The organism is Reyranella sp. (assembly GCF_050185545.1).
In the GTDB taxonomy this organism is placed as follows: domain Bacteria; phylum Pseudomonadota; class Alphaproteobacteria; order Reyranellales; family Reyranellaceae; genus Reyranella.
The window spans coordinates 50,563-63,615 of record NZ_JBFWZI010000025.1 but is presented as its reverse complement, the minus strand read 5'-3'; the positions used below and the strand labels follow the sequence as shown (position 1 = coordinate 63,615).

Below are 13,053 nucleotides of genomic sequence, written 5' to 3'. Positions count from 1 at the left end.
CGCTGGTCCCGGCCTACCGCCAGTTCGGCGACGCGCTGCTCGCGCTCAACACCCTGCCGCAGGCCACGGTCGCGATCGTCGAAGGCTCGGCGGTGGGCGGCGGCTTCGGCATGGCCTGCTGCTCGGATGTCGTGATCCTGCATGCCAGCGCGCGCTTCGGCGTACCCGAGCCGAAGGTGGGGTTCATTCCGTCGCAGATCATTCCCTTTCTGGTGCGCCGGTTGGGCGAGGGCGTGTTGCGAGATCTCGCCGTTACCGGCCGGGTGATCGACGCGGCCGAGGCCCATCGGCTGGGCGTCGGCCGCCATCTCTGCACGACGGCCGCCGAGATCGACAGCACGCTCGACGCCGTGATCGAGGACATCCTGCGGCTCGAGCCGCGGGCGCTGGCGACCGTCAAGGACCTGGTGCTGGCCTGCGCCACCCACGACGATCGCACCGTGCTCGACGACGCAGCCGAACGGCTGGTCGGGCTGCTGCGCCGGCCGCATGCCTCGCTCGGCATCAAGGCCTTCATGGCCAAGACGTCGCCGCCCTGGGTGAAAGGATAGAGGGACATGAGGAACTATCGCCATATCGAGGTGCGGCCGATCGCCGGCGCGCTGGGCGCGGAGATCCATGGCGTCGACATCGCCCGCGAGCTCGACGACGAGGTCGTGGGCGAGATCCGCCTGGCCTTCCTCGACCACCTGGTGATCTTCCTGCGCGACCAGAAGGTGACGCCGCAGCAGCAGCTGGGCTTCGCCCGCCGCTTCGGCGAGCCCGTCGAGTACCCGCAGCTCAAGGGCCTGCCCGAGGCGCCGATGATCACGCCGGTGGTCAAGCTCGAGCACGAGCGCAACAATTTCGGCGGCATCTGGCATTCCGACACGACCTACCTGCCGATCCCGCCGATGGGCAGCATGCTGCTGGCGCGCGAGGTGCCGCCCTACGGCGGCGACACCATGTTCGCCAACCAGTATCTCGCCTACGAGGCGCTGTCGGACGGCCTCAAGCAGACGCTGGACGGGCTGATCGGGGTGAGCTCGTCGGTCAAGGCCGACGTGACCAGGACCCGCGAGGACCGCCTGAAGGCGGCCGGCGTCGAGCACAAGGTGATGAGCGCCGAGCATCCGATCGTGCGCACCCATCCCGAGACCGGGCGCAAGGCGCTCTACACGTCCGATGCGCATACCGCGCACATCAAGGGCTGGACCGAGAAGGAGAGCCTGCCGCTGCTCGAGTTCCTGTGGGAGCACCAGACACGGCCGGAGTTCACCTGCCGCTTCCGCTGGGAGGTCGGCTCGCTCGCCTTCTGGGACAACCGCTGCGCCATGCACAACCCGATCAACGACTATCACGGCCATCGCCGGGTGATGCACCGCATCACGATCGCCGGCGACAAGCCGCGCTAGATGTCGGCGGCCGACATGGACGCCGCCCCGACGATCGATTTCTACCTCGGCATCGGCAGCCGATACTCCTACCTCGCGGCCACCCAGATCGCGCGCATCGAGCGCGACCGCGGCTGCCGCTTCGTCTGGAAGCCGATCGCCAGCGGTGCGCTGTTGGACCGGCGCGGCAGCAACCCGTTCCGGCAGGAGCCGGTGTCCGGCCAGTACGACGGGGCGTGGCGCGAGTACGATGCGAAATGCTGGGCGGCTCACTACGGCGTGCCCTTCGAGGAGCCCAAGCCGTTCCGCGTCGACCCGACAGTGCCGGCGCTCGCCAGCTTGGCGGCCGACGCCCAGGGCGCCCTGGTCGCCTGCTGTCGGCAGCTGATGATGATGATCTTCGTCGAACGCAGGGAGATCGACGATGCTGCCATCGCCGAGCTGCCGGCCCTCCTGGGCATCGACGCGCGGGCCTTCACCGATGCCCTCGAGGCGCCGCAGACCCACATCGCTCACGAGGCGCTGCTCGAGGAAGCGCGCGCCCGCGGCGTGTTCGGCGTGCCGACGTTCGTGGTCGACGATCGCCTGTTCTGGGGCAACGATCGGCTCGTGCTGCTCGAGGCCGCGCTCGCCGGGACTCCCATGCCGTCCGGTGCGCGGCAGGCCTGACCGCCTGTCCGGCTGCGTGCCCGGATCGGTCTCGCGGCGGTGAAGGGCGAAGCGAACCCCATGGGTGAGACACGAGGCGGCGCTGGCCAATTTCCTTGTTGTTTGGGAAAAGCCCGTCGCCTGTGGCGGGAGCGGAAGACCTGAAAGACGAGACATATCAGGCATCTGGACCGCTCGCCTGAGGGTGCGCCGATGCCATAACAGGGAATTGGATCAGGGAATTGCTCGCACCGGAGCAGGGAATTTGAGTCACCGGATCAGGGAATATGGAGCAGCCGATCAGGGAACCCGGCACCTCGGTCGGATGTCCGAACCCACCATGGCCGGCGGCGAGCGTCACGCGCCGGCCGCCGGAACAGAACGACCCCGCATTCCTGCGTTCGGTGCGTTCGGAGTCTTTCGAATCAAGGAGTTGGCCGAACGCAAGTGACCGCTCGGCAATGCCTTTTGCGTTCGGGGCGGCCATTTTGCGTTCGGGGTCATCCGACGCCCGCTCCGCCACGGTGTTGCCTCCCGCTTTCCTGGAGCGGCCGCAGAGAGTCGGTGTCGAATCTTGCGTCAGTTGTGTCCGTGCGTCAGCAGCCCTTGGGATCAAGGACTTGGCACTAACGCACCGGAAAGGCGCTGCGTCAGCGGTGGGTCGGCTTGCGTCGGTCATGGCGATCACGATGATTTCCTTCGACTCGCGCGGACTTGGCCACCCGCTACCATGAGACCGCACGAGCGGGCAGAGGGGGCGGCCGGGTTGGCTCTCTCCTGCAGCCACCATCGTCTGTGCAATCGCACCTGCTGATCGCCCCTCTATCACGACATTGCCTGAACGGGCAGGCGGCCCCGCCGAACTGGCTCGCTCCTGCAGCCAAACCCGTGTGCAATCAATTGGGCTGAAAGGACTGGGCCAAGATTCGCCGATCGACGGCGCGGCAGCCATCGCGGCCCTGCATGTTGCCCAGGACCTGCTCAGCGATGCTGCCAAGCCGCTCGACAAGGTGCTCGTCGCTTCGCTGGTGCAGAAGTGGCTGATGGACCGACTGATCACAAACAAGGTGAATGTGACATCAGGTTCACAGGCCGAGCAATTCGTCCTGCTGGCCGACGGCAGCTACAATCCGCAGCCCGGTTCCACGAGCCGCCTGAGCCTGAGCGACGGCGCCTACACTCTCAAATACAAGGACGCCACAACACTTTACTTCGACGCTGCCGGAAACATCGCGACCTGGGTCGCTCCGTCTCGCGTCACTGCCTCCTTCACTGGGCCGCACCTATGCGACCCGGCGCCACTTTCGTCGCCAACCGCTACGACACACCGGACGGCGGCCCCGAACACCCGTCTGTTACCAACACGAACAGAACTTGCTGCTTCAATTCCGGAAAATCTGGCGTCTGGCCCTCAAAGCGAACTGGAATTCAATGCAACGATGGTCTTGCGAGAGTGGCGAGCAGGGCGATTGAAGAATCCATGAACAATGTCGTGCACAAGGGTGTTGGTGGGCGAGTAGCCGAAGGAGCCGCAGGGCACCTTTATGTTGAAGTACAAGGACGCCACGACACTAACGGCAACCCGCGACCTGGATTGTGTCGTAGGGCGTCAGCCACTTTCACATGCGGACCGACATTTGCGGCTGCAGGGACGTCATGGCGCGGAAACAGGGACGGGCGAGCGCGGCGCGGCGAGGCTCGATGCGGTGATCTTGGGGAACAGCGGCGGCGGCACGAAGAGCGCGCGGCCCGAGGGCAGGGCGGAGATTGCCGTTGTCCCGTCGCTGATCCAGGTCGGCGGATCGGCGTCCTCGCCGAGACAGCGCAGCACGAGGCTGGCGGCCCGGGGAATGAACGGCCAGGCGACGGTCGCCGACAGCCGCACGAGATTGAGCGCTGTCCGCGTGATGACGGCAGCGCGATCGCGATCGTGCCTGATGACGGACCATGGCGCGGCCTCGGCGACGTAGGCGTTGGCGATTTTCCAGAGCGAGCGGACGGAGGAAGCAGCCTTGCGCAGCTCCAGCCCGTCGTGATGGCGGCGGAGTGCAGTCAGGTCCGAATCCAGCCGCTTGACGAGCGCCTGTTCGGCGGCCCCGTCTCGTCCGCCCGCGGGGACGGTGCCGTCGAACGCCGAGGCGGCGAAGGCAAGGCAGCGGTTGACCAGGTTGCCGAAGGTGTCGGCGAGGTCCTTGTTCACGCTCCCGACGAAGCGGTCGATCGTGAAGTCGCTGTCGGACCCTTCCGGCGCATTCGCCGCCAGCCACCAGCGCCAGGTGTCGGCGGGCAGCAGGTCGAGGGCGGTATCGGTGAAGATGCCGCGCTGCTGGCTCGTCGAGAACTTGCCGCCCTCGAAGGTCAGCCAGTTGAAGCCCTTGATGACGTCGGGAAGCTTCAGCGGCAGCCCCGATCCCAGCAGCGTCGCCGGGAAGCTCACGGTGTGGAAGGGGACGTTGTCCTTGGCGAGGAACTGCAGGTAGCGGACGTCGTCGCCGCCCTGCCACCAGGCGCGCCAGTCGCGTCCCGGGGCGGCTTCCGCCCATTCGACCGCCGCCGCGATGTAGCCGATTGGGGCATCGAACCAGACATAAAAGACCTTGTCGGCGAAACCCGCCTTCGGCACCGGCACACCCCACGACAGGTCGCGGGTAATACAGCGATCGCGCAGGCCCTCGTCGAGCCACTTGCCGGCAATCGAGCGGACCAGCAGCGGCCAGTCGGTTCGCCCGTCCAGCCAGGCCCGCAGCGTCGGCGCAAAGGCGGACAGCTTCAGGAACAGATGCCGGCTTTCGCGAAACTCGATGTCGGTGGCGCCCGAGATCGCCGAGCGCGGTGCGACCAGGGTCTCCGGATCGAGCAGCCGCGTGCAGGCCTCGCATTGGTCGCCGCGGGCATTGGCGTCGCCGCAATGCGGGCAGGCGCCGACGACGTAGCGATCCGGCAGGAAGCGGCCATCGGTGGCCGAGTAGGCCTGCCGGATGGTGCGCGGCTCGATGTGCCCGGCGTCATCGAGGCGGCGGAAGATCTCCTGCGTGAGCTTGCGATTGGCCGCCTGCGAGGTGCGCGAGAAGTGGTCGAACGACAGGTCGAAGCGGCGATAGATGTCGGCCTGGATGGCGTGCTGGCGCGCGCAATAGTCCGCAACCGGCAGGCCGGCGGCCTGCGCCGCCAGCTCGGCCGGCGTGCCGTGCTCGTCGGTGCCGCACAGGAACAGCACCTCGTGCCCCGTCTGCCTTCGGTAGCGGGCGTGAATGTCGGCCGGCAGGAGCGAGCCCGCGAGATTGCCGAGATGTTTTACGCCGTTGACGTAGGGCAGGGCGCTGGTGATCAGGAACTTGGCCATGGAACTCTCCTTCGTGTCGCAGCCGGACATGAAAAAGCCCTTCGCAGGGAAGGGCCGGAGAGCTCGATCGACCGGGCGTCAGCGCCCGCGCGTCATCCTTCCGTCCCGTTCCGAGGAAGGGCCGAACGCATTCGCGAAGAGACGGTGCGGATGGCGATGGACATGAGGGTTATATCGTATGCTGCAGCCTGCGCGTCAATGGGGACACCTCCGCAGCATACTGTCTCCGGAACCGGGGCAGGGCATTCGCATATGACAAATATTCCGTCATCTCGAGCGGTCCCGCCCGATTAGGCGCTGTTTACAGTGCCATTGGCGGTGCAGTCGAGGGACCTTTCTTGTTGGTCCTTCCATAAGAAAGGTCCCTTTCCACTGCGCCTCGCTACGCTCGGCTCCGGTCGGGATCACGGAATTCTTGTCATATGCGAGCGTGCTGCCAGGGCGCTTGCCCTGAGGTAGTCAAAGCGGTTTCGGATCGATGAAACGGCGCACCACGTTCTCGGTGATGCGCGAGACGTTGTTGTCGTAGCCGTGGTGCGCCAGCGCACCCGCCCAGGCGATCGAGCTTGTGGAGAACACGGCACCGCCCTGTGGCGTCTCGTAGAAGACCATGTCACAGCGCACAAGGGGGCAGGTCTCGCCGTTGATCGCCGAGTGGGTGTGCGTCAGCTCCTCCTTCATCCAGTGATAGGAAGCCGTGAAATCCGTGGCCACGGCGACGACCAGGGCATGCGGCGGCGTGCCGAGCCGAGCGTCGGCCCGGTCGATTTCCCAGCCGGCTGCGCCGCCGCCGACGAGGCCGAAATCGCCGATGCGCTCCGAAGCACCGATACCTTCGAACGCGAAGGCGACGCGGGGATCGAAGCTCGCAGGCATTCGCTCGAAGTAGGTGGAGAGGTCGAAGCCCTGTGCGGTCATGCCGGTGCCCGCCACCGACTGCGGGGCGCGACCCATCCGCCGCCACATGCCGCCCAGCTCGCCGGTAAAGCTGTGATAGTACTCGCCGCCCTCCGCGGCCCAGCTGCGAATGCCATCTTCCGCCCGCCGCATCTCGATCACCCCCGGCAGGTCGGGGTGGTAGGAGGTGCGCCAATAGAACCCGTTGCCACCGAGATAGATGAAGCGCCCGCCGCCGCTCTGGAAGGCGGCGAAGGCATCGAGCATGCGTTTCGAAGGATATTCGGGATGGGTGCCGGTCATGACGCAGCGGTAGCATCGCAACAGGGCCTCGCCCTCGGCCTCGAGGTCGTCCTCGGTAATGACGTCGAACGCTATGTCCTTCTCTTCCAACCAGTCGATGATGTGCGTGTCTGCCGGCAACTGCCAGAGCCGCTCCCTCGGGCGCATGTTCAGCACGGGACGCAGCCGCGAGACATAGCAGACACCGCTTCCGTCGCTGTGGTGGTCGTACAACGAGCAGCCATACTCGGGATGCTCGTGCAGGTAGAGCGAGGTCGCATCGACGGTCGTGAAGACGCCACGAACGTTCTCGCCTTCGCGCCACTCGAGACCAAGGTGGGTATTGCCATAGGCCCAGTAGCTGGCCGTTGGCAGCAGCAGCGCCAGTGACGCTCGTGAAGTGCCTTTTGGTGGGCGCACGACGAAGGGAACGTAGTCCTCGTCGGCACCGCAAGTCAGGTGAGCGCCGTACAGCCCGCTCGGCAGGTCCGGCGGCACCTCGAACGTGAAATCCGTTTCCCACGCGCAGTCATAGAGGTCGTCGTCGTGAAAATGAATGGCGCCGTAGTGTTCCGGCTTGTGCTTCCAGTTGTATTCGCTGCCGTCCCAGTTGTGGCCTTTCATGGCGCGGGTCGGCAGGTTCACCGTGTGGCCATGGAGGGCGCGAGATGAAACATCCGTGATGCGCGTCGTCGGTATCTCGCGGCTGAAATCCCAGGCAGCGACCAGGTGCTCGCCCATGTCTGGACGCTTCGCCTGATGGATCAGCGCGTCACGCTCGGCCAGCGACAGGGCCCGACCGGCTACCGCGGGGCAGTCGACCTTTCCGTTGTAGAGCCCCGTGACGGCGCCGCTTCCGTCAAAGCCGGCAGCGATACGGAAACCGCCGAGAGCGCCAGGCTGTGCTTCGATGAGAGCGGCCGCCGCGGCGGTCGTATCGCCTGGGGCCGGGTAGCGCAGCAGCGGCCGTTGTCCGACCCAGGCCTCTCCGGTATCGGCGTCGAAGCTGGCGGCAACGAGATACCAATGGCGTTCCAACAGCGGTCGTCCGGAGCCGAGTGCCGGGCCGCCGACATTCAGCGAAAGCATGCCGCTCTCGTCGATCTCCAGCGCATAGTCGCGTCCCCCAAGCACTACTTGGCGGCGGCGCAGCGTCGGGGTCGTTGGCCAAATACAGGCGAGTAGAGTGAAACTCCGCAGGGCAAAGGCATCGCCGCGGTCGATCTCGACATATGAACCGCAAGTGATGGTCTGGTGCCGGCCGGCGTAGTCACCGTTGACCGGCGTGTCGATCGGCGTCGCTTTCACGCCGACCCCGGTCTCGTCACCGCAGCGCAGCCACTCGATAGCGGCGTGATAGGATGTCTGCGCGCTGACCTTGAAAGCGATCCTGCCGCCGGCTTCGACGCTGAAGCGATCGGCATAGGCCACGATGGAACGGCGGCTCGCATTCGTGCGCAGACGGCCTTCAGTCGGAAGAGGCTCGTCGTCCTCCAGGCAAAGAACCTGGCCGGTATGACGTTCCCAGCGCCGGCGGAAAATTGCCCACTGCGCCTCGGCCGGCGTGGCGTATCCTGGCCCCTCGAAGATTTCGATTGGATGTCCCTTGGGACCGGTGCTTCGGGCCAGTTGCCAGATCCCGCCGCGTTGCTGCTGAACTGCGATGATGCGATCCTCGACCGGGTCCCACCGGAGAATCTTCAAAAGCTTCTGCAATTCGCTCGAATGTGGGCCGAAGGGCCTGGCCCGAAACTGCCGCGCGAGATCGAGGCGGGACGCGTCTACCTTGTGCATGAACGCCGGTCTCCTGACGTTTGCCGGCAAAGCGTTCGATCGCCAGCGCGATTGGGCAATATGCCATCGCTTCGGCGGTTCTGCATCGACGAAGCCAATCGCCCGAAAGCCGATGCGCGTCCAGACGCGGGAATGCGTGCCTGGCGCGCCCGCTCAGTAGATCGTTTCCTTGAGCCGCTGCGGGTAATCCCGGTCATAGGATTCGCCGTCGAAGCCCTTCTGCAGCGACTTCATGATCGTGCCGCTGCTGGGCAGGCTGCTGCTTTCGTCGACATGGAGACTGGGATCCCACAGTCGGGAACGAACGAGCGCCTTGGGGCACTGCGTGTAGACGCTCTCCGCGGTGACGACGATGACGCTGCGGGGCACCTTGCCTTCCATGGTGAACGATTCGCAGAGGTCGCGGTCGATGCTGATCACGGCGCGGCCATTGATGCGCAGCGTTCTGCCCACGCCAGGAATCAGGAACAGCAGCGCGATGCGCGGATCGCGGACAATGTTGCGCAGCGAGTCGATGCGGTTGTTGCCGCGTCGATCCGGCAGCATGACGGTCCGGCTGTCGACCACGCGGACGAAGCCGGCGGGATCGCCGCGCGGGGTGCAATCCAGCCCTTCCGGACCCGCAGTGGCGAGGATGACGAAAGGCGAGATCTCGATGAAGCGGCGATAATGCTCGGAGATGTGGTCGATCTCCTTGATCACGGCCGGGCCTGCCGGCAGGCCATAGATCGCCTCGAGTTGAGCCTCAGAAGTGACGAGGTCCGGCACAGTTCCCTCTCTCGAGCTGTTGGTGATGCTCATTCCAGGAACCATGGTAGCTCTCATTTGGCGCGGAAGCCAAGCACTCGGGCCTGGGGCTCGGGCGCGATCGGTCGCCCGGATTCGGCAACCATGAATGTCGCGGTTCAAACGAGCGCCACAATGTCCAGCTAGATGAAACCGGAGGCATGCATGAGGTCTCTTGCGGCAGCACTTGTTCTGGCAGCACTCATGGTTTTGGCGATGACCTCGTCCGCCGCGGCGGAAGAGGCATGGCGGCGACTTGTCCGCAAAGAGATCCATGATCTGGTGCCGGCCAACCGCGCCGGCGGAGTCGCGGTGGCGATCCTGGTCGACGGCCGGACCCTCTTCTTCTGCGACGGCTTCGCCGATCTCGCCCGGGACCGGCCGGTCACGCCCGATTCGCTGTTCAATCTCGCCTCGCTGCGCAAGGTGTTCGAGGCGATCGTGCTGGCCGAGGCGGTCGAAGCGCGACGCATGGCGTTCGACGATCCTGTTGCCAAATACATTCCCGAGCTCGGGCGCGGCCGCGACATCCGCCGCGTCACGGTTGGCCAACTGGCGATCCATACATCGGGGCTGCTGCTGCCGCCGGACCAACCGCCCTGGCCGACCGAGCATTACTCGCTGGCAAGCTTCTTCGGCGCACTGAACGAGTGGCAGGCCGACAAGGGGCACGAGCCTGGCAGGCAGCACATGTACACGCATGCCGGTTACGTTCTGCTGCAGCTTGCCCTCGAACGCGGCCTCGGTGCGCCGATCGGGGAGCTGGTGGCGCGACGCATCCTGGACCCGCTCGGCATGAAGTCGAGCCTGATCCCGATGCGCGGCAGCGACGGCCGTGGCGAGCTGCCGGCGGCGCTCAAGGAGCGCGCGGTGCAGGGTTATGCGGCCGATGGCCAGGCCATCGGCGTGCCCGGCGACCAGCAGACCTACTACGATTTTCCGGGCACCGGGCAGATGTTCTCGTCCGCCCGCGATCTCGCCGCCTTCCTATCGGCCAACATGGGTCTCTCCGCCAGCAGGGGCGAGCCTTCACCGCCGCCCGCGCTGGCCAAGGCGATGCGTGCGGCGCGGAAGCCGGCGATCGCCATCGCGAGGCATCACGCCCAGGCGCTCGCGTGGGAGGTCAACGACACCGGCTCACCGTCCATCATCGAGAAGAACGGCGGGCTCAACAACTCGTCGACCTACATGGGGCTCGTTCCGTCGCGGAAGCTCGGCGTGATCGTTCTTACCAATCGCGGCGACCAGAACGTCGCCGAGATCGGCCAGCGCATCCTGCGCGCCCTGGCCAACCGCAGGTCGTAAACGGGGGGCACATCAGTCTGCTGGGAGCGCGCCACTCATACGCGCGAACTTTGCCAAAAGAACGCGTCATGTGCTGGGAGCGCGCCACTCCGATGGCGCTCTTCCAGGTGATTACACATCCCATGAGCGCCATCGGAGTGGCGCGCTCCCAGCAAAGAGGCGATCCCGATGAGCGAAGTCAAGTTGCCGGGATCACGGCTTCGCCGGAACCGGCGACAGGTTGATGCGGCCGACGGCGGTGTGGCCGACCTCGGCGCGGGTGCCGAAGATTTCGATGTAGGACAGGCTCTGCCACCGCGTGACGAGGTTGCGCGCCCAGGGCGAGAGCATGTTGCCGGATTGGCCGAGCGGCATTGCGAATCGGCTGTTGTCGAGATCGCTGAAATCGTAGACGCCGCGATAGCCGGCGCCGTGCACCGAGTCGAACGGCCTGGCGCCGCGGAAGGAGGGCTGGGCACGGTTCAGGGTCTGCGGCCCACCGTCCGACGGAAAGCGCGCCGAGGCGATGTCGCGCAACAGCGGCACGCCGTCGAACAGGGGGTGACGATGGACGGCGACGTGCTCCTCGCCCCACTGCCAGGTAGTCATGTCCGGCCCCTGTCGCCGCGCGATCCAGTCGAGCGCGCGATCGAGGGCCAGCGCAATGGCGTCCTCGCACGTCTCGGTCTGGCGCGTGCCGCCGTCGTCGCACCAGCCGGGCTTGTCGCGCAGGATGCGTATCATCAGGGAAACATCGGGCGCCGCCAGGGCCGGGAAGAGCTCGCCCAGCTCGTCCGCCAGCAGCCCGCGCTGCAGCTCCCACAGCCACGCCGTGAAGACCAGGGGCTCGGGGCGGCTGGCGTGCATGAAATGGTTCCAGCGGCCCAGCATGTCGTGGGCGCGCGCGGCGCGCGGGTTGCGCGGCGCGCCCTTGAGCAGCATCGGCAGGATCTCGGCCGCCTCGAGCGTGAGGTTGTCGGCCTGCATGACGATCATGCCGTAGACCGGATGGCGCTCGACCTCGCGCAGCAGCTGATGGGCGCGGCGCTGCCGGTAAGGCTCCGCCCAGTCGCGGGTGATGAAATGCCGATAGTCGTCGGGCACCAGCCGCGCGTTGGCGTTGACGATGATGCCGCCCGACGGGTTGTAGACCCGCGGCAGCTCGTCGAACGGCACGAAGCCCGCCCAGTCGTACTCCGAGGTCCAGCCGGGAACCGGCATCGAGCCGTCGCCCTTGCGGCGGATCGGCACGCGCGCCGGCGCGACCAGGCCGATGTTCCCGGCCGTGTCGGCGTAGACGATGTTCTGCATGGGCGAGACGATTCGACGGGTCGCCGCCAGGAACTCCTCCCAATTGTGCGCCAGGCCGATGCGGCCAAAACCCTCGGCCGAGGTGTCGGCGCCATCGAGCGCCGTCGCCTGCAGGGCGAGCACGTGGCCCTGCGGCGAGACCTGGCTGTCGCGGCGGATGAAGTCGTCGATGACCGGGCCGTGCCGCGTCTCGCGAATGCGCAGGGTCACCGGCTCGCCCCAGGCCACCTTGATGGTCTCCTCGCGGACGGCGAAGGGGCGGGGACCGTCAGGCGTGATGTAGCGGTTGGGATCGGTCGGATCGATGCGCTCGACGAAGATGTCCTGGCTGTCGAGGTTGGTCGTCGTGAAGCCCCAGCCGATCGTGCCGTTGTGGCCCAGCACGATGGCCGGCGAGCCGGGCGAGGTGGCGCCGCGGATGTCGAAGCCCGGGCCGAGCAGGCGCGCCAGGTACCAGGTGCCGGGAAACGTCAGGCCGAGATGCGGGTCGTTGGCGAGCAGCGGCTTGCCCGACACCGAATGCGCGCCCGACAGCACCCACTCGTTCGACGCCATGCGCTTAGCGGTGGCGATGTTGTCGGTCTCGCGGTAGAGGCGATCGAGGTCGAGCGACTTAACTGCCTGGCTCACCATCGACAGCGTGGCGTCGCGATTGTCGCCCGGCGCCTCGATCAGGAATTTCACGCCGTCCTCGCCGATCCGCCGCGCCAGGCGCAGGCGCAGGAGCTCGGCCCGCCAGTTGCCGTCGAGCCCGAGCGCCATCAGCTTGGCCCACACCAGCGAATCGGCCGGCTGCCACGGCTCGGGCCGATAGCTGCCGCCCGACAGCAGCTTGAGGAGGGTCAGCTCCAGCCCGAACTGCTGGTCGTCGTCGGCCAGCCAGGCATTCACGCCGGCGGCATAGCCCTCGACGATGCCGCGCATGGCGGGGGACAGCGCATTCAGGCTCTCCGACGCCTTGCGGTAGATGCCGAGGCCGCGCATCGTGCTGTCGGTCTCGATCAACGCGGAGCCGACGAGCTCGGCCGGCACGATCTCCGAGAGGCGGCCCTGTCCGAGTCGCCGCATCAGCTCCATCTGCCAGAAGCGATCCTGGGCATGGGCATAGCCCAGGCCGAAGGCGGCGTCCTCGATCGAGCCGGCGATGATGTGGGGCACGGCGTTCTTGTCGCGCAGGATCTCGACTGGCGCCTTGAGCCCGCGCACCTCGAATTGTCCGTCGTACGACGGCAATGCGCCGCGTACCTGGAAGAAGGCGCCGACCAGGAAGATCAGGATCGCCAACACGCTGCCGGCCAGGCCCTTCGCCAGGCCGATGCCCAGGCGGGCGAGCAT

10 protein-coding genes are annotated in these 13,053 nt (G+C 66.5%); 5 read left to right on the top strand and 5 right to left on the bottom strand.

The genetic code is table 11. From position 1 onward, the window contains the following. From AB7O82_RS09840 to AB7O82_RS09830, 3 genes are all read left to right on the top strand, one after another. A partial coding sequence (locus AB7O82_RS09840; RefSeq protein ID WP_428619278.1) for an enoyl-CoA hydratase/isomerase family protein occupies positions 1-551 on the top strand: 551 nt, incomplete at its 5' end. A 6-nt stretch (positions 552-557) separates the two neighbouring features. Then, positions 558-1,394 (top strand): TauD/TfdA dioxygenase family protein, encoded by an 837-nt coding sequence (locus AB7O82_RS09835; RefSeq protein WP_428556381.1) that lies wholly within the window; start codon positions 558-560, stop codon positions 1,392-1,394. Next, positions 1,395-2,042, top strand: coding sequence for a 2-hydroxychromene-2-carboxylate isomerase (locus AB7O82_RS09830; RefSeq protein ID WP_428619276.1), 648 nt, complete (start codon positions 1,395-1,397; stop codon positions 2,040-2,042). It begins immediately after the preceding gene. Positions 2,043-2,199: 157 nt separating this feature from the next. Here AB7O82_RS09830 and AB7O82_RS09825 read toward each other — a convergent pair whose 3' ends face one another. Continuing rightward, entirely contained in the window at positions 2,200-2,544 is a 345-nt protein-coding gene (locus tag AB7O82_RS09825) for a hypothetical protein (protein WP_428555849.1), read from the bottom strand. Between the two features lie 367 nt (positions 2,545-2,911). On the opposite strand from AB7O82_RS09825, the gene AB7O82_RS09820 reads away from it, so the two are divergent. Continuing rightward, the gene (locus AB7O82_RS09820; RefSeq protein WP_428555848.1) at positions 2,912-3,505 is read left to right on the top strand and encodes a hypothetical protein; all 594 of its coding nucleotides are present in this window, start codon (positions 2,912-2,914) and stop codon (positions 3,503-3,505) included. 170 nt (positions 3,506-3,675) lie between these two features. Here the strand turns inward: AB7O82_RS09820 and metG are convergent, their stop codons facing one another. The 3 genes from metG to AB7O82_RS09805 form a co-directional block, all read right to left on the bottom strand. Further along, the gene (gene metG, locus AB7O82_RS09815) at positions 3,676-5,394 is read right to left on the bottom strand and encodes a methionine--tRNA ligase (protein WP_428555845.1); all 1,719 of its coding nucleotides are present in this window, start codon (positions 5,392-5,394) and stop codon (positions 3,676-3,678) included. 429 nt (positions 5,395-5,823) lie between these two features. Beyond that, on the bottom strand, positions 5,824-8,367 hold the full coding sequence (locus AB7O82_RS09810; protein ID WP_428619273.1) for a N,N-dimethylformamidase beta subunit family domain-containing protein: 2,544 nt from the start codon (positions 8,365-8,367) through the stop codon (positions 5,824-5,826). Between the two features lie 123 nt (positions 8,368-8,490). After that, positions 8,491-9,150, bottom strand: a complete 660-nt coding sequence (locus AB7O82_RS09805) for a pyridoxamine 5'-phosphate oxidase family protein (protein ID WP_428555532.1) — start codon at positions 9,148-9,150, stop codon at positions 8,491-8,493. Positions 9,151-9,339: 189 nt separating this feature from the next. Between AB7O82_RS09805 and AB7O82_RS09800 the strand changes: the two genes are divergently transcribed. Further along, the gene (locus tag AB7O82_RS09800) at positions 9,340-10,428 is read left to right on the top strand and encodes a serine hydrolase domain-containing protein (protein WP_428619271.1); all 1,089 of its coding nucleotides are present in this window, start codon (positions 9,340-9,342) and stop codon (positions 10,426-10,428) included. Between the two features lie 192 nt (positions 10,429-10,620). Here the strand turns inward: AB7O82_RS09800 and AB7O82_RS09795 are convergent, their stop codons facing one another. Then, a complete protein-coding gene (locus tag AB7O82_RS09795; protein ID WP_428543375.1) occupies positions 10,621-13,053 on the bottom strand; it encodes a penicillin acylase family protein in 2,433 nt (810 codons plus the stop codon).

What these genes read in the sequence shown, in the direction of transcription:
- metG (WP_428555845.1), bottom strand. Translation starts at nt 5,394, where the DNA reads ATGTCCGGCTGCGACACGAAGGAGAGTTCCATGGCCAAGTTCCTGATC.
- AB7O82_RS09830 (WP_428619276.1), top strand. Translation starts at nt 1,395, where the DNA reads ATGTCGGCGGCCGACATGGACGCCGCCCCGACGATCGATTTCTACCTC.
- AB7O82_RS09835 (WP_428556381.1), top strand. Translation starts at nt 558, where the DNA reads ATGAGGAACTATCGCCATATCGAGGTGCGGCCGATCGCCGGCGCGCTG.
- AB7O82_RS09805 (WP_428555532.1), bottom strand. Translation starts at nt 9,150, where the DNA reads ATGGTTCCTGGAATGAGCATCACCAACAGCTCGAGAGAGGGAACTGTG.
- AB7O82_RS09800 (WP_428619271.1), top strand. Translation starts at nt 9,340, where the DNA reads ATGACCTCGTCCGCCGCGGCGGAAGAGGCATGGCGGCGACTTGTCCGC.
- AB7O82_RS09795 (WP_428543375.1), bottom strand. Translation starts at nt 13,053, where the DNA reads ATGCTCGCCCGCCTGGGCATCGGCCTGGCGAAGGGCCTGGCCGGCAGC.